Origin of the sequence: Citrobacter sp. wls619 (assembly GCF_005281345.1) — a bacterium.
Taxonomy (GTDB): domain Bacteria; phylum Pseudomonadota; class Gammaproteobacteria; order Enterobacterales; family Enterobacteriaceae; genus Citrobacter.
The window spans coordinates 380,783-401,214 of the sequence record NZ_SZXJ01000027.1 but is presented as its reverse complement, the minus strand read 5'-3'; the positions used below and the strand labels follow the sequence as shown (position 1 = coordinate 401,214).

Below are 20,432 nucleotides of genomic sequence, written 5' to 3'. Positions count from 1 at the left end.
GCAAAATGCGCATTTATGCGTGCTGTTTACATTTTCTGGCAATTTTTTGGCTACTCCTTTGATCAAACCATTCATTCTGTTTATTCCAGGGACACAAAAGCGAAAATGTGCCTGAAAGCCTTTTGCTAAAATAAAAGAATAATTACAGGACTCGCTACTGTTACGCGTGTCCCTCTTTTTGCGCAATGTAAGGGTGTCAGTATGCAAACAATTGACGGTAATGGTGCGGTTGCTTCGGTTGCCTTTCGTACCAGCGAGGTTATCGCCATCTACCCGATTACGCCGAGCTCGACGATGGCGGAACAGGCAGACGCCTGGGCCGGGAACGGGCTTAAAAACGTCTGGGGAGATACCCCTCGCGTCGTAGAAATGCAGTCAGAAGGCGGCGCAATCGCGACCGTTCACGGCGCATTGCAGACCGGTGCGCTCTCAACGTCGTTTACCTCATCGCAGGGTCTACTTTTGATGATCCCAACGCTGTACAAACTGGCTGGTCAGTTGACGCCATTTGTGTTGCACGTTGCCGCGCGTACCATTGCTACTCATGCGCTGTCTATCTTCGGCGACCATTCCGACGTAATGGCCGTGCGCCAGACAGGCTGCGCCATGCTCTGCGCCAGCAGCGTCCAGGAAGCACAGGATTTCGCGCTGATTTCACAAATCGCCACGCTGAAAAGCCGCGTCCCTTTTATTCATTTCTTTGATGGGTTCCGCACATCGCATGAAATCAATAAAATTGTGCCGCTGGCCGATGACACGATCCTCAGCCTGATGCCGCAAGCTGAAATTGATGCGCATCGGGCTCGTGCGCTTAATCCAGAGCATCCGGTTATTCGCGGGACGTCTGCCAACCCGGACACTTACTTCCAGTCACGCGAAGCGACGAACCCATGGTACAACGCGGTTTACGATCACGTAGAACAGGCGATGAACGATTTCGCCACGGCGACGGGTCGTCAGTACCAGCCATTTGAGTATTACGGTCATCCACAGGCAGAGCGTGTCATTATCTTGATGGGTTCCGCGATTGGTACCTGCGAAGAAGTCGTCGAAGAGTTACTTGCTCGTGGAGAGAAAGTTGGCGTCCTGAAAGTTCGGCTGTTCCGCCCCTTCTCCGCCAGACATTTACTGCAGGCATTACCAGAAACGGCGCGTAGCGTTGCCGTTCTGGATCGCACCAAAGAGCCTGGCGCCCAGGCTGAACCGTTGTATCTGGATGTAATGACCGCGTTGGCAGAAGCCTTTAACTGCGGCGAGCGGGAAACATTACCGCGCGTCATTGGCGGGCGTTACGGGCTTTCTTCTAAAGAGTTTGGCCCGGACTGCGTGATGGCGGTATTTAATGAACTGAGCAGCGCTAAGCCCAAATCGCGTTTTACGGTCGGTATTTATGACGACGTCACCAATTTGTCGCTGCCTCTGCCAGAAAACACCCTGCCCGGTACCGCCAAGCTCGAAGCGCTGTTCTATGGTCTGGGCAGCGACGGCAGCGTATCGGCCACCAAAAATAATATCAAGATTATCGGTAACTCCACGCCGTGGTACGCGCAGGGTTATTTCGTCTATGATTCGAAAAAAGCAGGTGGCCTGACCGTTTCTCATCTGCGCGTCAGTGAGAAGCCTATCCGTTCGGCGTATCTGGTATCGCAGGCTGATTTTGTCGGCTGCCATCAGTTGCAGTTTATCGATAAATATCAAATGGCCGAGCGTCTGAAGCCTGGCGGTATTTTCCTGCTCAATACGCCGTATAGCGTGGATGAAGTCTGGACTCGCCTGCCACAGGAAGTTCAGGCGGTTCTGAATCAGAAGAAAGCCCGTTTCTATGTGATTAATGCGGCCAAAATCGCACGTGAGTGCGGTCTGGCCGCGCGTATTAACACCGTCATGCAAATGGCGTTTTTCCATCTGACGCAAATCTTACCCGGTGACAGCGCCCTGGCTGAATTGCAGGGCGCCATAGCCAAAAGCTATAGCAGTAAAGGTCAGGATCTGGTTGAACGTAACTGGCAGGCGCTGGCGCTGGCACGTGAATCCGTCGCCGAGGTGGCACTGCAACCGGTTGATCCGCACAGCGCCAACCGTCCGCCGGTCGTTTCTGATGCCGCGCCTGATTTTGTAAAAACCGTGACAGCAGCAATGCTCGCAGGTCTCGGCGATGCCCTGCCCGTTTCAGCGTTACCACCGGACGGTACCTGGCCGATGGGAACCACGCGCTGGGAAAAACGCAATATCGCCGAAGAAATCCCTATCTGGAAAGAAGAATTGTGTACCCAGTGTAACCATTGCGTTGCCGCCTGTCCGCACTCGGCCATCCGTGCCAAAGTGGTCTCACCAGAAGCGATGGAAAGCGCCCCTGCCAGCCTGCATTCGTTGGATGTGAAATCACGCGATATGCGCGGTCAGAAGTACGTACTGCAGGTTGCACCTGAAGATTGCACCGGCTGTAATCTGTGCGTCGAAGTGTGCCCTGCGAAAGATCGCCAGAATCCTGAGATCAAGGCCATCAATATGATGTCTCGCCTTGAACACGTTGAAGAAGAAAAAGTGAATTATGACTTCTTCCTCAATCTGCCGGAGATCGATCGCAGCAAGCTGGAACGTATTGATATCCGAACGTCTCAGCTGATTACCCCGCTGTTTGAATATTCCGGAGCCTGTTCCGGTTGCGGTGAAACGCCGTATATCAAACTCCTTACGCAGCTGTACGGCGATCGTATGCTGATCGCCAACGCCACTGGCTGTTCATCAATTTATGGCGGTAACCTGCCCTCAACGCCGTATACCACCGATGCTAATGGCCGTGGGCCGGCGTGGGCGAACTCACTGTTTGAAGATAACGCCGAGTTTGGTTTGGGCTTCCGTCTGACGGTAGATCAGCATCGTGTGCGCGTCATGCGTTTACTGGAACAGTTTGCCGATAAAATCCCGGCTGAGCTGAATGACGCCCTGCACGCGGAGGCAACACCAGAAGTCCGTCGTGAGCAAGTTGCAGCGTTGCGCCAGCATCTGCAGGGTGTCGAAGACGCACAGCAGTTGCTGACCGACGCCGATGCGCTGGTGGAAAAATCCATTTGGCTGATTGGTGGTGATGGCTGGGCCTATGACATAGGCTTTGGTGGTCTGGACCATGTTTTAAGCCTGACAGAGAACGTTAACATTCTGGTACTGGATACCCAGTGTTACTCCAACACTGGCGGGCAAGCGTCAAAAGCCACGCCGCTCGGTGCCGTGACTAAATTCGGCGAGCATGGTAAACGCAAAGCCCGCAAAGATCTTGGTGTCAGTATGATGATGTACGGTCATGTATACGTGGCGCAGATCTCGTTGGGCGCACAGCTAAACCAGACGGTGAAAGCGATTCAGGAAGCGGAGTCTTATCCGGGCCCGTCACTGATTATTGCGTACAGCCCTTGCGAAGAACATGGCTACGATCTCGCGTTGAGCCACGATCAGATGCGTCAGCTCACCGCAACCGGATTCTGGCCGCTATACCGCTTTGACCCGCGTCGTGCAGACGAAGGTAAACTGCCGCTGGCGCTGGACTCTCGCCCACCGTCAGACGCGCTGGCTGAAACATTGCTTAACGAGCAGCGATTCCGCCGCCTGAATGCTCAACAACCCGAGGTTGCGGAGCAACTGTGGAAAGACGCGACGGCTGATTTGCAAAAACGCTACGATTTCCTGGCACAATTGGCAGGAAAAACAGAAAAAAGCAGTACTGATTAATACGCTCAGTTAGGTATTAACCTGGAGTCAAAAAAAAGCCCGAACAATTGTTCGGGCTTGTCAATTTATTCGCTGGGTAGTGAGCATGCCTGCCAACACACCAACGAAAATAAATTAAATCGTGACAATAAAGGCATATAACCTGCGCAGAGTAACGCAATAAAATCCCCTTGTATAATTTTTATTTTATATATGTTCACAACAAAACATTCATGATAATTATCACCATTTCAGCGGAATTATTTATTTAAGGTTTTACTTAAGACGTAACAATTCATATTTATCTCTTTACGGAACTTCTCCTTTAGCATGCTTTTACTCCCTACACGGGTAGTCACAGGTTAATAAAAAAACTAAAGGATTATTTCAATGAACAGAAAAGTATTGGCACTCGTAATTCCTGCACTGTTAGCTGCTGGCGCTGCTCACGCTGCTGAAGTTTATAATAAAGATGGCAACAAGTTGGATCTCTACGGTAAAGTAGACGGCCTGCATTACTTCTCCGACGACGCCAACAGCGATGGCGATCAGACTTATATGCGTATGGGCTTCAAAGGTGAAACTCAGGTTAACGATATGATCACCGGTTATGGCCAGTGGGAATATCAGGTTCAGGCTAACGGTACTGAAAGCGGCGATAAAGGTGATTCCTGGACTCGTCTGGCCTTCGCCGGTATTAAAGTTGGCGACTACGGTTCATTCGACTACGGTCGTAACTACGGTGTACTGTACGACGTAGAAGGCTGGACCGATATGCTGCCAGAATTCGGTGGAGACTCCTATACCAAGGCTGATAACTTCATGACCGGTCGTGCTAACGGCGTAGCGACCTACCGTAACACTGACTTCTTCGGTCTGGTTGACGGTCTGAACGTTGCGCTGCAGTATCAGGGCGCGAACGAAAGTCAAAACGGGCAGGAAGGCACCAATAATAGTGGTGACCGTAATGTGAAGAACTCCAACGGTGACGGCTTCGGTATCTCCTCTACCTACGATCTGGGTATGGGCGTAAGCTTCGGTGCAGCATATACCTCTTCCGATCGTACCAACGAGCAGGTAAACCATTCTACCGCAGGTGGCGATAAAGCTGACGCGTGGACTGCCGGTCTGAAATACGACGCGAACAACATCTATCTGGCAACCATGTACTCTGAAACCCGCAATATGACCCCGTATGGCGGCTCAGACGGTTACGACAATACTATTGCCAACAAAACTCAGAACTTCGAAGTCACTGCACAGTACCAGTTCGACTTTGGTCTGCGTCCGGAAGTGTCTTTCCTGATGTCTAAAGGTAAGGATCTGACCATGCCAGGTACTGTAGCAAGCCCAGCAGGAACCAGCACAGACAAAGATCTGGTGAAATATGCTTCTATAGGTGCGACTTACTTCTTCAACAAAAACTTCTCCACCTATGTTGATTACAAAATCAACCTGCTGGACGAAGACGACAGCTTCTACACCCAGAACGACATCTCTACCGATGACACTGTAGCACTGGGTATGGTTTACCAGTTCTAATCTGTCTCTGTCAGCCCGCTGGCAACAGCGGGCTATCCTTTCATTAATAGCAATTCTGTTTTATCCAGATCAAAACGTTATATCTGTTGCGTTAAAACACACCTTTGATAGATGATATCTTGCATTAACACCTGTAGTAGAGGATACCTGCAATGAATCATCACCCCGTTAAATCATCCCGTATTGCATCCGTCGGCTATGACGAATCCTCTCGCACACTTGAAATTCGCTTTCATCAATTGTCTACGCTGCAATACCAACATGTCCCCGCGCGTATTTTTCGAGATTTCCTGAGCGTAGTCTCTAAAGGTCGATTTTATGATGGCGTTATAAAAGGGAAATTTCCTGAAATCAAAATAAAGTGATGCCAAAATGTGATCTTTGTCATTGTACATAAAGTGCCATTACGCGGTAAGCTTTACGTGGATACTTAAACAGGAGGTTTTATGAACAGAACGATTCTTGTACCCATCGATATTTCAGACTCAGAATTAACTCAACGCGTTATTGCCCATGTTGAAGCAGAGGCAAAAATTGACGATGCGCAGGTGCATTTTCTGACCGTTATTCCGTCACTGCCCTATTACGCTTCTTTGGGACTGGCCTACTCGGCAGAGTTACCGGCCATGGACGATCTGAAAGCCGAAGCTAAATCTCAACTGGAAGAGATTATCAAGAAGTTCAATATCCCAACGGACAGAGTGCATGTTCACGTTGCTGAAGGTGCGCCAAAAGATAAAATCCTGGAGATCGCGAAAAAATTACCGGCAGATATGGTCATTATTGCCTCACACCGACCGGACATCACCACTTATCTACTGGGCTCTAACGCCGCAGCCGTGGTGCGTCACGCGGAGTGTTCAGTTCTGGTGGTTCGCTAAGCTGTCTGGCCCGCACACCGTTGCGGGCTTTTTGTTTCTCCCTCTTTTACCCCGCGATTCCTGACCTAAATGTGCTGACATTTTTCCCGCTTATCCGTACCATACACGCCACAGTTTTTATATCAGACTTTTTTTGCCGGACTATCCGGCGTGATGCATACTTTTCTGATGCCACACTACGAATTGAGCCTCTATTAAATGTCGCAAAATCAAGATATTAGCAAGAAAGAACAATACAACCTGAACAAATTACAGAAACGCCTGCGTCGTAACGTGGGTGAAGCTATTGCCGATTTCAATATGATCGAAGACGGCGATCGCATTATGGTGTGTCTTTCCGGTGGGAAAGATAGCTACACCATGCTGGAAATCCTGCGGAATTTGCAGCAAAGTGCCCCGATCAGTTTCTCTTTGGTCGCCGTAAATCTGGATCAAAAACAACCGGGCTTCCCGGAGCACATCCTGCCGGAGTATCTGGAACAACTGGGTGTTGAGTATAAAATTGTCGAAGAAAACACCTACGGGATCGTCAAAGATAAAATTCCTGAAGGCAAAACGACCTGCTCTCTCTGTTCCCGTCTGCGCCGCGGCATTTTGTACCGTACAGCAACCGAATTAGGCGCCACCAAAATTGCGCTGGGGCACCATCGCGACGACATCCTGCAAACGCTGTTTTTAAACATGTTCTACGGCGGAAAAATGAAAGGTATGCCGCCGAAGCTGATGAGCGATGATGGTAAGCATATTGTGATCCGTCCGCTGGCCTATTGCCGCGAAAAAGATATCGAGCGTTTCTCTGAAGCGAAAGGTTTCCCGATTATTCCGTGCAACCTGTGTGGTTCACAGCCTAACCTGCAGCGTCAGGTGATCGCGGATATGCTGCGTGACTGGGACAAACGCTATCCAGGTCGTATTGAAACGATGTTCAGTGCGATGCAGAATGTGGTGCCTTCTCACCTGAGCGATATTAATCTGTTCGATTTTAAAGGCATCAAGCACGGTTCAGAAGTGGTAGATGGCGGTGATCTGGCATTCGATCGTGAAGAGATCCCACTGCAACCAGCAGGCTGGCAGCCGGAAGAAGATGAAAACCAGTTAGATGAGTTGCGTCTGAACGTGGTGGAAGTGAAGTAAACCTCTGTCAGGCCTACAACGTGCACAAGCGCTGTAGGCCTGATAAGCGGAGCGCCATCAGGCACGCCTACGGGCATTTATTTTAATAAACGAACCCGGCAGTTCTTGCCTTTGATCTTACCATTCTGCAGCTGCTTCCACGCTTTATGTGCCACAGACTGGCGAACGGCCACGTAGACATGCGCCGGATGAACGGCAATTTTGCCGATGTCGGCGCCATCCAGACCAATATCGCCGGTCAGTGCACCGAGAACATCGCCGGGACGCATTTTGGCCTTTTTACCGCCATCGATGCACAGCGTCACCATCTCGGCCTCCAGCGGCAGAATTGAGCCATTACCCGGTGCGGGTAGCCAGTTCAGCTTCAGTTGCAGCATCTCGGACAGAATATTGGCACGTTGCGCTTCTTCCGGCGCACAGAAGCTAATCGCCAGGCCACTGTTACCCGCACGGGCAGTACGTCCAATACGGTGCACATGAACTTCCGCATCCCATGCCAGTTCAAAGTTAACCACCAGCTCGAGCGATTTAATATCCAGCCCACGCGCCGCTACATCGGTGGCAACCAGCACACGAACACTGCCGTTGGCAAAACGTACCAGCGTCTGGTCCCGATCGCGTTGCTCAAGATCGCCGTGAAGCGATAATGCGCTTTGCCCTGCTGCGTTCAGTGCATCACAAACGGCCTGACAATCTTTTTTGGTGTTACAGAAAACCACACATGATGCCGGCTGATGCTGACTAAGCAATTTTTGCAACAGCGGAATTTTGCCGTGTGAGGAGATTTCAAAGAATTGTTGTTCAATCGCTGGCAACGCATCGACCGTATCAATCTCAATCGTTAACGGATTATTCTGTACGCGACCACTGATCGCGGCAATCGCTTCCGGCCAGGTTGCGGAAAACAGCAATGTCTGACGTGACGCTGGCGCAAAGCGGATCACATCATCAATGGCATCACTAAATCCCATATCCAGCATCCGATCGGCTTCATCCATCACCAGCGTATTCAACGCATCAAGGGAGACGGTGCCTTTTTGCAGGTGGTCGAGTAAACGTCCCGGCGTGGCAACAATAATATGTGGGGCATGTTGCAGAGAATCACGCTGAGCGCCAAAGGGCTGGCCACCGCACAGCGTTAAAATTTTGGTATTTGGCAGAAAACGCGCCAAACGACGCAATTCACCGGCAACCTGGTCAGCCAGTTCGCGGGTTGGGCACAGTACCAGCGACTGAGTCTGAAACAGTGCAGCATCAATGTGTTGTAACAGGCCAAGACCAAACGCGGCCGTTTTGCCACTGCCGGTTTTTGCCTGCACGCGAACATCTTTTCCTGCCAGGATTGCCGGCAAGGCAGCGGCCTGAACAGGCGTCATTTCAAGATAACCCAGCTCATTAAGATTCTCGAGTTGGGCGGCAGGCAAAACATTCAGGGTTGAAAAAGCGGTCACAATTTAATCTCGCGGTAAAAACTCACATTCAGCAGGCGCGTATCCTCGCAGATCTGCGCCCGTGATGCGACAATTTAATCGGCTCTTCATCCGGCGACGGGTCCGGCATAGGTTGCGGACGAGGTATTGGATCGGGAATCGGAACCGGGTCGGTGGGGACAGTATCGGAATGGGGGCGTTGCAACTGCAACGGGGCGAATAAGCAGGTCATATTACCCTCCAGTGAGTCAGACTGACCCTTTTAGGGTAGACGCTGGTTTCCTGCAGGCAAAAAAAAGCCGACTAATCTAAGTCGGCGTCGTACGAATCAATTGTGCTATGCAGTAATTCAAAAAAGGAAGTAAGACAATATGGAGCGCAACGCCCATCGCTTGACGTTGCATTCACCTGCGAGAGAGATATTGCCCCGAATAGGTAGATGGTTTATTGACCTCGCTCAAAAACTTCGCCGTTTTCACTCACGAAAGTCGCTAAAAAACGTAGTTGTTACAACCATTTACTACGATGCAACCATAAAGTAACACCACCAATCAGGACAACTAACAGAATACAGAATAGTGAAAAACCAAACTGCCAGCCGCCACCGGGAATCCCCCCGAGATTGACGCCAAACAGGCCGGTTAAAAATGTACTGGGCAGAAAAACCATTGCCATCAACGACATGGTATAGGTTCTTCGCGCCAGAGATTCCTGCATAACCTGAGCAATTTCATCCGCCATAATGCCCGTCCGGGCGATGCACGCATCGATCTCATCCAGCCCTCTTCCCAACCTGTCGGCGATATCCTGCATCCGACGTCGGTGATCGTCAGTCATCCACGGTAAACGTTCACTCGCCAGGCGCGCATAAGCATCGCGCTGAGGGGCCATATAACGCCGCATGACTATCAGTTGCTTGCGCAGTAATGCCAGAAAACCGCGAGGTGGGATCTGCTGGTCCAGCAGGTTGTCTTCCAGATCGATAATTTTGTCATGCAATTGTTCGATAAACTCACTGGCATGATCGGTTAAGGCATCACAAACATCCACAAGCCAGCTACCACAGTCAGACGGTCCCGTCCCTTCCTGCAAGTCACTCACCACATCATCCAGTGCCAGCACTTTACGCTGACGCGTTGAGACAATCAGGCGTTCATCCATATATAAGCGCATGGCGACAAGTTGGTCAGGGCGTTCGTCGGTGCTGCCATTAATACAGCGTAACGTAATCAGCGTCCCTTCCCCGACCCGGCTTACGCGTGGGCGAGTACTTTCTCCCGCCAACGCATCACGCACATTATTAGGAAGCAGAGGCGTTGTCGCCAGCCATTGCGCGCTATCAGAATGGGTGTAATTAAGATGCAGCCAGCACGGATGCGCACTGTCGATAACATCGTTGTCTTCCAGCGGTTTCACGCCACCGCGACCATCCAGCAGCCAGGCAAACACGGCATCCGGCACATTAACTTCGGTTCCCTTAATGGCTTCCACAGCGCCTCCATAAACATTCAAACTTTTCGTTAGTCTAGTCTTCAGTATATGTTAAGCAATATCGCATTGTCCCATTATGCTGAAATGATTCATAAAAGTGTTCAGGAAAATAAAAAGCGCCGACGGGTTCGGCGCTGTGGCGAGCAGATGTTGAATCTTAAAATGAAGAACCGTATTTAACCCGTTGACGTAGTCCGGAAACAGGGGGATCCCGATGCAAGATCGTGGTTGTTTCGACAGACATATTTTTACTTAAGCGAAATTTATGTGTACGTGACAGAAGATCATTCACCTGAGTTTTCAGGATGCCGGACGAATCAGATAACTCATCGACCATGCTGACATTACTTTGCGTCACGTTTTCCAGTTCGGTCAGAGCCTGGGTAATTCTGGTGATCCCGTTTTCCTGTTCCCGTGTGGTTGTTAATATCTCCGCCATCAGTTGATTTAGCTGCCCTGCCCCCCCCACAATATCCTGCATGTTCTTTTCGGCTTCACGTACAACCGCCGCCCCCTGCTGGACATTGTAATGCGTTTCATCGATAAGCCGTTTAATGCTTTTTGCCGCTTCTGCGCTACGGTGTGCCAATATTCTCACTTCACCTGCAACGACAGAAAAACCTTTGCCATGTTCGCCGGCTCTCGCCGCCTCAACCGCCGCATTCAATGCCAGAATATTCGTCTGGAATGCAATACCATCGATTAACGCGATAATTTCAGTCATCTGCTGAGCACAGTCGGTGATCGAGCGCATATTGGTGGCGACCTGCACCATTAAATCGCCCCCCTGGCGAGCCGATTGTGTCGCAATATTTGCCTGGGCGCTCGCCATTTGCGTATTATCTGCATTATTGCGCGTACTAACCGCTATCTCATCCATATTTGCAGCTGTTTGCATTAACGCGCCAGACTGCTGTTCCGTTTTTACTGACAATTCGGCGCTACGCTCTGCGAGCTGTTCGGAAAGCGTCATCACGGTCCGCGAAGAGGTTCTGATCTCACTGACTAACGTAGAAATATTACTCGCCAGACTGTTAATTCCCGGAATAAGTCTGCCTGCACAGTTATTACCGAACTCAGGAATACTCATCGCCAGATTCCCTGCGGTCACCTCTTCAATGCTTTCTTTTACCGTATTAATCGGCACGACGAGATATTTTGTCATATACCACCATAAATATAATAGTGAAATAGTACAAACTACATCAGTGCCAATAATGACATCAAACCCTGCAGATAATATTACCTCTACGACATTGAGGGCCACTACGGTACATACCAGAAATAAAATAATAAACGTTCTGACGCTTATATTATTTAACATTTTAATCCCACCAGCCAAAGAATAACGCGGAGTATTATTTTTTATAGCACCTGCAATGCAGATTGCCATTCCGCGATACCGAAAGTTCCATTTTCAATGAGAGCATGTCGCCTTTTCACTTAAAGCACACTATCACACTACCAGTTTACATTAGTCTGGTTGTTTATCCCGCATAAGCTGGCATTCACGCCAGTAGCCAGACTATTGTCACCCAGTGCATGATGCGAGCAAAAATACACCAAACCATAAATATGGTGAATGTTTTCATAAGCGAACATCACATATTCCACCGTTATAGCGGCTCAGACTAATACTGCTGACAGGAAAATAAGAACGCGCCGGGTTTTACCAGGTTAACTGGACAGAATCTGCTAGATTTATCATCACGGTTTTTTATCGATGGGTAGTAAGATGTTGCACGTGTCGTGGGACCCTGTACTGATTGGGATTTCCTTTGTTGTCGCATTCATTGCTTCGTTTATTGCCCTCGATAGCGCAGGGAAAGTGGCGATCTCCAGTCGTCGGGAATCGACTTTCTGGCGTTTATCTGGCGGGGCAACGCTGGGGATGGGGATCTGGTCGATGCATTTTATTGGCATGCTGGCCATGAAAATGAGTATGCCGATTAATTATCACTTTTCGCTCACGGCATTTTCTTTTTTGATCGCACTCATTTCCGCGACGCTTGCCATCAATATTGCAATATCAGGTCAAACGCTTTCGACCAGGCGGCTTATTGTTGCAACAAGCCTATTAAGCACCGGTGTTGTGGCCATGCACTACGTTGGCATGGTCGCTATCGTTGAACATGTTGCTATCCGCTGGCAGTTCTCACTCATTTTACTTTCCGTGGTCATTGCCATTATCGCGTCAGGGATCGGCCTGTGGTTAGCTTTTCATTTGCGGCAAAATACCCGACGCGCATTAATAAACCGACTTATTGCCGCTCTGGTAATGGCACTGGCGATTGCCTCAATGCATTACACCGGGATGGGGGCGGCCACCTTCACTCATTTCGGACACACTGCGCATGATGGACTGAGCACACTGGAACTCTCTATCTGGGTCTGCGCCGTCACGCTGGTGATTCTGGGTATTATGCTGGTTATTTCGATGGTGGATTCTCAGCTACGTACCTCAAGACTGGCCGATAATCTGCATCAACTGAACTGCCAGCTTGAGCACCAGGTCCACTTCGATGCGCTGACCGGCCTTGCCAATCGCACGCAAATAGACGCCTGCTTACAGACCTGCCTGCGTCATTCCAAACTGCATCAACAACACTTCGCCCTGGTCTTTATCGACCTTGATCGATTCAAAATCGTAAACGACACCTGGGGCCATCACATTGGCGATCAGTTGCTTATCGCCAGCACAAAACGCATATACAGCTGCCTTGATGACACCATGACGCTGGCGAGGCTGGGCGGCGATGAATTTATCCTGCTGGTGCCAAACAGCAACCGGGAAGCCATTTCGGCGCTGATGACCCACATTGCCAGCGCCGTCAAAGAATCTTTTACACTGTTTGGACATACCATTCGTGTTTCGTTAAGCGCGGGAAGCAGTCTTTATCCCGAACACGGCTCAACGTTACATGAGCTAAAAGTAAAAGCCGATACTGCGATGTATCATGTCAAACAGGCTGGCAGAAACGGCTGGGCGATTTATACCCCAGAGATGGAGGCTATCGCCGATACGCCGCCAACGTTCCTGCAGGAACTGTCACAAGCACTTGAGCGGAATCAATTCGAATTATGGTATCAACCTAAATACACCGCCGGGGATCACTCTCTGACAGGTTTTGAGGCGTTGCTACGCTGGCATCATCCTGAACGCGGCATTCTGCTGCCGGCTGAATTCCTGCCCGCACTTGAAGAAACAGGCCTGATTATTCCTGTCGGCACCTGGGTTCTCCAGCAGGCATGCCGCCAGTTATATCAATGGAAGTCACAAGGCTACACGCAGTGGACCCTTGCCGTTAATCTGTCACCCGCCCAGTTTGAACAACCTGATATTGTCGATATAGTCTGCAACGCCCTGACGCAATATCAGCTTTCACCAGCACATCTCACGCTGGAACTGACTGAAAGTACGGCACTTAAAAATTTAAAACGCAGCGTGGAAGTCCTGAACGCATTTGCCGATTTGGGGATCACCGTTTCTATTGATGATTTTGGCACCGGTTATTCAAATATATTGATGCTGAAATCACTTCCGGCGCGAGAATTAAAAATAGACAGAATATTTGTCAAAGATATTAGTGAGAACAGCAAAAATACAAAAATCGTGTCTACTATTATTGACATAGCGCACTCTATGAATATGTGCGTTGTGGCGGAGGGGATAGAGACCCAGGAGCAGGAAACACTGTTAACCCAGATGGGCTGCGGTGTGCTGCAAGGCTTCCTGTATGCGAAACCGCTGCCAGCACATAAAATCTATGAATTGATACAAACGGAAAACGCCACAACAGTAAAACCAACGGTACAACCCTTGTCTCACCGACAATCAATAACATTGTGAGATTACATAATTAAAAAAATTCGCCAATAAACCGGCAACACAGCATATGAAGATAACGGGATTATCGATGAGCATAAACGAGCTGCATTCACTGGATTTATTAACCATTCCGGTCTGGATCGTTTCGCCACATACCGAAGAACTGGTGTTCGCCAATACCGTTGCACGGGAACTGATGCAGGCCCCGTGTTTCCCCCCTCTCAGAAAAGGCACATTCTCCACGCACGCACAAAATGATTTACCTATGTATCTCAGCGATTTGCGCAATCATCATGACATTGTGGAGATCCTCACGGTTTACCGCGAAAGCGAAGAAATCGCGCTGGCCTGTCGTTTGTCCATCAGGACGCTTCAGGATGTAGGTGATGTTATCCTCTATGAAGGCATTGAAACACCGACAGCGCAAGGTCTGAAAGCCAGCCGCTCTGCCACCTATCAGCGGAAAAAACAAGGATTCTATGCCCGTTTTTTCCAGACTAACTCAGCACCAATGTTGCTCATCGATCCGTCACGCGACGGATTGATTGTGGATGCAAACCTCAGTGCCCTGAATTTCTATGGCTATGATCATGACGTGATGTGTCAGAAGCATACCTGGGAAATCAATATGCTGGGGCGCCATATATTGCCGGTAATGCATAAAATTGCGCATCTGCCTGGTGGCCATAAGCCCTTACATTTTGTCCACAGACTTGCCGACGGAAGCACCCGTCACGTACAAACCTATGCTGGTCCTATCGAAATCTACGGCAATAAGCTGATGCTGTGCATTGTTCACGATATTACCGAGCAAAAACGTCTGGAACTGGAACTGGAACGCGCCGCCTTGCATGACGCGTTAACCGGGTTACTCAACCGGCGGCATTTTTATCAGATCACTGAGCCAGAGCAGACACACGCAACATCGTTAACGCAGGATTACAGTTTGCTGCTAATCGACACCGATCGGTTTAAAAGCATTAACGATCTTTTCGGGCATTTAAAAGGGGATGATGTACTTTGCGCGCTGGCACGCACCCTGGAATCCTGTGCAAGAAAAGACGATCTGGTTTTTCGTTGGGGGGGAGAAGAGTTTGTACTGCTTTTGCCACGAACGTCTTTAGAGGCAGCCCTTAATCTCGCTGAAGTCATACGCGCGACGGTAGCCAAGGTAAGCCTCCCTGGCCTTCCCCGCTTTACCGTCAGTATTGGTGTGGCGCGACACGAAGCCAATGAAAGCATTGATGAGTTATTTAAGCGCGTGGACGACGCATTGTACAAAGCCAAAAATGAAGGCAGAAACAGAGTGCTGGCTGCCTGATGACTGCCCTGTCTAGCGACTACGTTTAGCGTGGCGTTCCCAGTTCTCCTGTTTCGCCTGCGCCGTTTTACGTAACGCCACATAACATGCCCCGCTGCCGCCATGATGCGGCAGGGCGGCGCAGAAAGCCTGCACATCATCAAACTCCGTTAACCAACGCGCGACGTAGCTACGAACGATGTTGGCATGGGAGTTATCATCACGCCCCTTGCCGTGAATCACCAGGACATTGCGCAACCCATCCTGCTGCGCCTGTAAAACAAAACTAAATAGCATCTGGCGGCAGGTTTCAACGGGCTGTCGCACAAGATTAAGGCTTGCTTGTTGCGGATATTTCCCGGTTCGCAGCTTGTCAGTCACGCCATGCTGTAGCCCTTCGCGACGAAACGCCAGTGGAACGCTCAGCGGGACGATATCCAAAAAACCTGTCGAGAGAAAGTTATCCAACTGCAGCGTATCAATACGTGCCGGGGCGCGAAGATTACGCGTTGGCTGCCAGTGAACATCGGCGCATCCCTTCAGTGGTTGAACATCCCCCATGGCGTCAAGAAACAGCGATGCTTCATCAAGGTTCATGTTTCATCCTCCAGCGATTATGCGACGGTCATTATCATAACCGCGCACTATTATACCGACAACGGTTTACGGTTATTTCCAATAACGCACCGTTCGACATTCCCTTACCCCCACAAGTTAAGATCCGTTTTTGGGGGTATAGCTGCGACTATCATTGACATGATAATGTGTAACCCCGCCAGTAATGAGAGAAACGGATGCTGAACTTACTTGAAGACACCATTGCAACGCCCCTTGGCCCGTTGTGGGTAATTTGTGATGAGCAATTTCGCCTGCGTGCGGTTGAATGGGATCAACATCGCGATCGTATGGAGCAATTGCTGGATATTCATTATCGTTCTGAGGGCTATCAGCGTATTGCTGCCAAAAACCCCGGAGGGTTAAGCGATAAGCTGGCAGAGTATTTTGCGGGAAATCTCAGCATTATAGACACGCTTGAAACCGCAACCGCGGGAACCCCTTTCCAACGCGAGGTCTGGAAAGCGTTGCGTACTATCCCCTGCGGGCAGGTCATGCATTATGGACAACTGGCTGAACAGCTGGGGCGCCCCGGTGCCGCCAGAGCCGTTGGCGCGGCTAATGGTTCCAATCCTGTCAGCATCGTCGTCCCATGCCACCGCGTGATTGGACGGAATGGCACAATGACTGGATATGCGGGTGGTGTGCAGCGAAAAGAGTGGTTATTGCGCCATGAAGGCTATCTGTTACTCTAGAATCCAGGCAATTAATGCCTTATTCATCACACTTCCACACAATGCACCCACAAATAAAGTGCGGTTAATCATATAGATACAAACATTCAACTCGCTTATGCCTGAATTATTCTCTATTGGGAGTAGCTCAGGCTTACGTGCTCACCAAAAAGATGTTAAAATTGACAAATATCAATTACGGCTTGAGCAGACCTATGATCCCGGAAAAGCGAATTATACGGCGCATTCAGTCTGGCGGTTGTGCTATCCATTGCCAGGATTGCAGCATCAGCCAGCTTTGCATCCCGTTCACACTTAACGAGCATGAGCTTGACCAGCTCGATAACATTATCGAGCGCAAAAAGCCTATCCAAAAGGGGCAAACGCTCTTTAAAGCAGGTGACGAGCTTAAGTCACTCTATGCTATCCGTTCCGGAACGATAAAAAGCTATACCATTACCGAACAAGGCGATGAGCAAATCACCGGTTTCCACTTAGCGGGTGACCTGGTTGGTTTTGACGCAATTGGCAGCGGTCATCACCCAAGCTTTGCCCAGGCGCTGGAAACGTCAATGGTATGCGAAATTCCTTTCGAAACCCTGGATGACCTGTCCGGTAAAATGCCGAACCTGCGTCAGCAGATGATGCGTCTGATGAGTGGCGAAATCAAAGGCGACCAGGACATGATCCTGCTGCTGTCGAAGAAGAATGCTGAAGAGCGCCTGGCGGCCTTCATCTACAATCTGTCCCGCCGTTTTGCCCAGCGAGGCTTCTCTCCGCGCGAATTCCGTCTGACGATGACCCGTGGCGATATCGGGAATTACCTCGGCCTGACGGTTGAAACCATCAGCCGCCTGCTGGGTCGCTTCCAGAAAAGCGGTATGCTGGCGGTGAAAGGCAAATATATCACTATTGAGAATAGCGACGCGCTGGCCGTCCTTGCTGGCCACACGCGTAACGTTGCGTAACCTTCTCAGTTAACCTTCTGTCAAATTGCTAAATTACCCCAATTTAATAGTTTGGCAGAAGGCATTTCTGTTCTGATTTAATTAAAATATAAATGCTATAAGCGTACTCAATATAAACATCCCCATCATTAGTGCTGTCGCAATAACTACGGTTAAACACTCTTTACTGCCTGGTTGCATAAAAAACCTCTGAGGTGATCCAATTAAATAACCAGACCATTCCATGGTCAGACGTTTACTTCTGTAAATAATCCAATATTATCAGCCGAGATAATGACGCAGGAGAGCAGCAGTCAGCACACCAATAGCAACGGTGACAGGCATAGGAAAACGTAATGCGGCGATCAGTGTTAAACCTAATGCGATAAGATCGGCAGGGTTTCCGGACGCAAAATAAGGTGCAATAAAGGCCAGCATGACGCATCCTGGAGATGATTTAAGAACCGCCATCGATCTGGGGGATAACGCCCGGTTGCGCAATATCATGTACGACGCAATACGTGTCGCATAGGTGGTCAGAGCCATCAGGAGGATGGCGAACAGCGTTTGCTGGTCTGGCATTATTTATCTCCCTGCAACCAGGCAACCACTAATCCCACCAACGGACCTGCCATGACATACCAGACACCGGGGACGTAATGATAAACCGCAACCGCAACAATCAGGCTGGCAAACCACGGTATCGCTTTGCGAAAGCCGCTCCACATACCCCTGACAAGCACAAGGAATACGGCGGGAAACGCCATATCAAAACCGTAACGATGAACATCGCCAAGCACGGGACCGATTAACGCACCTAACGTGGTACAACCTACCCACATAATATAAAAAGAAAAAGAAGCAGCTAAATAATAAGGCATGCTAAAATGAGGAACATTATTAATGCTTCTTTTATGTGCATCACTATAACTTAACGCCCAACTTTCATCAGTCATAAAAAAAAGTGCAGGTAAAACTTTACGCTTAGGAAAACGCATCAACAGCGGAACAAGAGTTGCGCCCATCAGAATATGTCTGCTATTAACCAGGAATGTGACTGCCATAATAAGAAAAATATGGGGAGGTGACGTCCAGATTTGTATTGCTGCAAATTCAGAGCCACCAGCGAAATTTAATCCCGTCATTAGCGGAACAGCTAAACCACTGAGTCCTTTATGGCTGGCCTGAGCCCCCAAAACCAGCGCAAAAGGGATCACGCCAAGTAAAACGGGAAAACCGTCTTTTAAACCACGGACAACGTCTTTTCTAATACTATCAAAAGCTGTCGGATCATCTGCAGATCCTGCGCCATCTATACTTTCACTCATACTTTTCACACTCATACCCGATGCCTGTTTTGACCCATTTTGATACTGGCGTCAGAATAGAATGCGTGACACTATTAGTAAATATAAATAGTGTCACATTACACTTATGGTGATCCGATGCGCGAGCGTTCTCCCTGGCAGCCGAGACTGTCCAGCAATGCAACATCTCCAACAGAACAATTAGTTGAGGCCCTGGCCGAAGATATCCTTTCAGGATCGCTTCAGCATGGCGCCCGCTTACCAGCCCACCGTAATTTAGCGGACACATTGGGTATCGGGCTTGGCACCGTAACGAAAGCCTATGGGATCCTTGAGAAGCGTGGACTTGTCAGAAGTGTGAAAGGAAGCGGGATGTTTGTGGCACTGGCAAATTCGCGTGGTCAGACCGTCATCGATTTGTCACAAAATACGCCCCCGGCTGCGCTAAGCTCGCGTTCACTCAGCGCGACACTTTCAGCGATCGCTCGCCGTCCGGATATGGATATGTTCAACACCTACGCGCCAGCAGCCGGTCATGACGAACACCGCCGCCTGATGGCTCGCTGGTTCAACAGGCTGGGCATGCCCACTGATTATCGCCAACTCATTATTACCAGCGGAGCGCAACATGCGCTTTCAGTGGCGTTATCGACGGTATGCGAACCTTTTGGGACACTTTATGTGGAGGCGCAAACGTATTCCGGACTGATCCAACTTTCACGGCTGTTAAAACTGAAACTGGTTGGCATTCCGATGGATGACGAAGGGATGGATGTTTCAGTATTGGAGAAAATGCTGGATGCCAGCGATGATAAACGCAGTGCGGTGTATGTCACTCCCCTGCTACAAAGCCCTTCAACACGCATAATGAGTCTTGCCCGGCGAAAAGACCTGATACGCGTTTGCCGCGCAAACGCATTATTTATTATCGAAGATGATGTCTATCGACTCACCCGTAATATTGAACTCCCACAAATTGCCCGACTAGCACCAGATATCACTTTGTATGTTAATAGCTTATCTAAAATACTGAATCCCACACTACGCATCGGCGGGCTTCTGCTACCTGAACAGCTATATTCCCGCGCTGAATCCATGCTCAGAGCAACGGCAATGATGGTTTCCCCGATAAGTTGCGCGATCATGGAGCAATGGTTACTTGATGGTACTGCGGAAACCGTAACCTCTGCGATAGAACACGAAACAGTTCGCCGCTATGAATTAGCCTTTTCTATTTTGGGTGAGCATCTTTATCGCTCCGGGCATCCCAGTTTTCACCTCTGGTTGCCACTGGCTCGCGAAAGCGTACAGCCATTCTATGAAGCAGCCTTAGCGGCAGGGATCAAAGTTACCTCACCCGCATCAACAGAAGTCAATCCGTTATCCGAGCAGTCAGGTATCCGACTGTGCATTGGTGGGCCGGAGATCGAACAACTTCACCGGGCACTCTTAACACTAAAAGAGATTGCCGGGCAGTTGAAACGTCCACGCGCCCAAACCTTTCCCGTGTAACGCACGAGCACAATAGAAACAACGAAAAATGGTTTAAATTGAGCGGGATGTGGGGAAAAGCTGGA

17 protein-coding genes are annotated in these 20,432 nt (G+C 49.6%); 10 read left to right on the top strand and 7 right to left on the bottom strand.

Annotated elements, in window-relative coordinates; genetic code table 11:
- The first annotated feature begins 201 nt into the window (after positions 1–201).
- From nifJ to ttcA, 5 genes are all read left to right on the top strand, one after another.
- Positions 202–3,726: a pyruvate:ferredoxin (flavodoxin) oxidoreductase gene (gene nifJ / locus FDX19_RS04655; RefSeq protein ID WP_137381768.1), complete on the top strand. Its 3,525-nt coding sequence runs from the start codon at positions 202–204 to the stop codon at positions 3,724–3,726.
- A gap of 369 nt (positions 3,727–4,095) precedes the next feature.
- Positions 4,096–5,247 carry a porin OmpC gene (ompC, locus tag FDX19_RS04650; protein ID WP_137381767.1) on the top strand — a complete coding sequence of 384 codons (1,152 nt, stop codon included), beginning with the start codon at positions 4,096–4,098 and terminating at the stop codon, positions 5,245–5,247.
- 152 nt (positions 5,248–5,399) lie between these two features.
- A complete protein-coding gene (locus FDX19_RS04645; RefSeq protein ID WP_016153189.1) occupies positions 5,400–5,612 on the top strand; it encodes a KTSC domain-containing protein in 213 nt (70 codons plus the stop codon).
- 81 nt (positions 5,613–5,693) lie between these two features.
- Positions 5,694–6,128 carry a universal stress protein UspF gene (uspF, locus tag FDX19_RS04640; RefSeq protein ID WP_003833207.1) on the top strand — a complete coding sequence of 145 codons (435 nt, stop codon included), beginning with the start codon at positions 5,694–5,696 and terminating at the stop codon, positions 6,126–6,128.
- Between the two features lie 198 nt (positions 6,129–6,326).
- Positions 6,327–7,262: a tRNA 2-thiocytidine(32) synthetase TtcA gene (gene ttcA / locus FDX19_RS04635; protein WP_048211549.1), complete on the top strand. Its 936-nt coding sequence runs from the start codon at positions 6,327–6,329 to the stop codon at positions 7,260–7,262.
- A gap of 77 nt (positions 7,263–7,339) precedes the next feature.
- Here the strand turns inward: ttcA and dbpA are convergent, their stop codons facing one another.
- The 4 genes from dbpA to FDX19_RS04615 all read right to left on the bottom strand — a co-directional run bounded on the left by dbpA (position 7,340) and on the right by FDX19_RS04615 (position 11,507).
- Positions 7,340–8,713, bottom strand: a complete 1,374-nt coding sequence (gene dbpA, locus FDX19_RS04630) for an ATP-dependent RNA helicase DbpA (protein WP_137381766.1) — start codon at positions 8,711–8,713, stop codon at positions 7,340–7,342.
- 28 nt (positions 8,714–8,741) lie between these two features.
- Positions 8,742–8,924: a hypothetical protein gene (locus FDX19_RS25620; protein WP_137381765.1), complete on the bottom strand. Its 183-nt coding sequence runs from the start codon at positions 8,922–8,924 to the stop codon at positions 8,742–8,744.
- 275 nt (positions 8,925–9,199) lie between these two features.
- Entirely contained in the window at positions 9,200–10,183 is a 984-nt protein-coding gene (gene zntB, locus FDX19_RS04620; protein ID WP_005126644.1) for a zinc transporter ZntB, read from the bottom strand.
- A 157-nt stretch (positions 10,184–10,340) separates the two neighbouring features.
- The gene (locus FDX19_RS04615) at positions 10,341–11,507 is read right to left on the bottom strand and encodes a methyl-accepting chemotaxis protein (RefSeq protein ID WP_249357521.1); all 1,167 of its coding nucleotides are present in this window, start codon (positions 11,505–11,507) and stop codon (positions 10,341–10,343) included.
- 411 nt (positions 11,508–11,918) lie between these two features.
- Between FDX19_RS04615 and FDX19_RS04610 the strand changes: the two genes are divergently transcribed.
- Both FDX19_RS04610 and FDX19_RS04605 read left to right on the top strand, forming a co-directional pair.
- The gene (locus tag FDX19_RS04610; protein ID WP_137381764.1) at positions 11,919–14,033 is read left to right on the top strand and encodes a bifunctional diguanylate cyclase/phosphodiesterase; all 2,115 of its coding nucleotides are present in this window, start codon (positions 11,919–11,921) and stop codon (positions 14,031–14,033) included.
- Between the two features lie 67 nt (positions 14,034–14,100).
- Positions 14,101–15,333: a sensor domain-containing diguanylate cyclase gene (locus FDX19_RS04605; protein WP_137381763.1), complete on the top strand. Its 1,233-nt coding sequence runs from the start codon at positions 14,101–14,103 to the stop codon at positions 15,331–15,333.
- Between the two features lie 12 nt (positions 15,334–15,345).
- Here FDX19_RS04605 and smrA read toward each other — a convergent pair whose 3' ends face one another.
- Positions 15,346–15,909 carry a DNA endonuclease SmrA gene (smrA, locus tag FDX19_RS04600; protein ID WP_137381762.1) on the bottom strand — a complete coding sequence of 188 codons (564 nt, stop codon included), beginning with the start codon at positions 15,907–15,909 and terminating at the stop codon, positions 15,346–15,348.
- Positions 15,910–16,106: 197 nt separating this feature from the next.
- On the opposite strand from smrA, the gene ogt reads away from it, so the two are divergent.
- Together ogt and fnr are read left to right on the top strand one after the other, a co-directional pair.
- On the top strand, positions 16,107–16,622 hold the full coding sequence (gene ogt / locus FDX19_RS04595; protein ID WP_121584698.1) for a methylated-DNA--[protein]-cysteine S-methyltransferase: 516 nt from the start codon (positions 16,107–16,109) through the stop codon (positions 16,620–16,622).
- 194 nt (positions 16,623–16,816) lie between these two features.
- Positions 16,817–17,569, top strand: coding sequence for a fumarate/nitrate reduction transcriptional regulator Fnr (fnr, locus tag FDX19_RS04590; protein WP_003020397.1), 753 nt, complete (start codon positions 16,817–16,819; stop codon positions 17,567–17,569).
- A gap of 261 nt (positions 17,570–17,830) precedes the next feature.
- Here fnr and FDX19_RS04585 read toward each other — a convergent pair whose 3' ends face one another.
- Positions 17,831–18,130 (bottom strand): AzlD family protein, encoded by a 300-nt coding sequence (locus FDX19_RS04585; protein WP_137381761.1) that lies wholly within the window; start codon positions 18,128–18,130, stop codon positions 17,831–17,833.
- Positions 18,130–18,891, bottom strand: coding sequence for an AzlC family ABC transporter permease (locus FDX19_RS04580; RefSeq protein ID WP_161958606.1), 762 nt, complete (start codon positions 18,889–18,891; stop codon positions 18,130–18,132). The genes FDX19_RS04585 and FDX19_RS04580 overlap by 1 nt, the downstream gene beginning before the upstream one ends.
- A 102-nt stretch (positions 18,892–18,993) precedes the next feature.
- Between FDX19_RS04580 and FDX19_RS04575 the strand changes: the two genes are divergently transcribed.
- Entirely contained in the window at positions 18,994–20,367 is a 1,374-nt protein-coding gene (locus tag FDX19_RS04575) for a PLP-dependent aminotransferase family protein (RefSeq protein ID WP_137381760.1), read from the top strand.
- Positions 20,368–20,432: the final 65 nt, after the last annotated feature.

Bases quoted from the DNA above. Each gene is read 5' to 3' on its own strand.
- nifJ (WP_137381768.1), top strand. From the start codon at position 202: ATGCAAACAATTGACGGTAATGGTGCGGTTGCTTCGGTTGCCTTTCGT.
- ompC (WP_137381767.1), top strand. From the start codon at position 4,096: ATGAACAGAAAAGTATTGGCACTCGTAATTCCTGCACTGTTAGCTGCT.
- FDX19_RS04645 (WP_016153189.1), top strand. From the start codon at position 5,400: ATGAATCATCACCCCGTTAAATCATCCCGTATTGCATCCGTCGGCTAT.
- uspF (WP_003833207.1), top strand. From the start codon at position 5,694: ATGAACAGAACGATTCTTGTACCCATCGATATTTCAGACTCAGAATTA.
- ttcA (WP_048211549.1), top strand. From the start codon at position 6,327: ATGTCGCAAAATCAAGATATTAGCAAGAAAGAACAATACAACCTGAAC.
- FDX19_RS25620 (WP_137381765.1), bottom strand. From the start codon at position 8,924: ATGACCTGCTTATTCGCCCCGTTGCAGTTGCAACGCCCCCATTCCGAT.
- FDX19_RS04615 (WP_249357521.1), bottom strand. From the start codon at position 11,507: ATGTTAAATAATATAAGCGTCAGAACGTTTATTATTTTATTTCTGGTA.
- FDX19_RS04610 (WP_137381764.1), top strand. From the start codon at position 11,919: ATGTTGCACGTGTCGTGGGACCCTGTACTGATTGGGATTTCCTTTGTT.
- FDX19_RS04605 (WP_137381763.1), top strand. From the start codon at position 14,101: ATGAGCATAAACGAGCTGCATTCACTGGATTTATTAACCATTCCGGTC.
- smrA (WP_137381762.1), bottom strand. From the start codon at position 15,909: ATGAACCTTGATGAAGCATCGCTGTTTCTTGACGCCATGGGGGATGTT.
- ogt (WP_121584698.1), top strand. From the start codon at position 16,107: ATGCTGAACTTACTTGAAGACACCATTGCAACGCCCCTTGGCCCGTTG.
- fnr (WP_003020397.1), top strand. From the start codon at position 16,817: ATGATCCCGGAAAAGCGAATTATACGGCGCATTCAGTCTGGCGGTTGT.
- FDX19_RS04585 (WP_137381761.1), bottom strand. From the start codon at position 18,130: ATGCCAGACCAGCAAACGCTGTTCGCCATCCTCCTGATGGCTCTGACC.
- FDX19_RS04580 (WP_161958606.1), bottom strand. From the start codon at position 18,891: ATGAGTGTGAAAAGTATGAGTGAAAGTATAGATGGCGCAGGATCTGCA.
- FDX19_RS04575 (WP_137381760.1), top strand. From the start codon at position 18,994: ATGCGCGAGCGTTCTCCCTGGCAGCCGAGACTGTCCAGCAATGCAACA.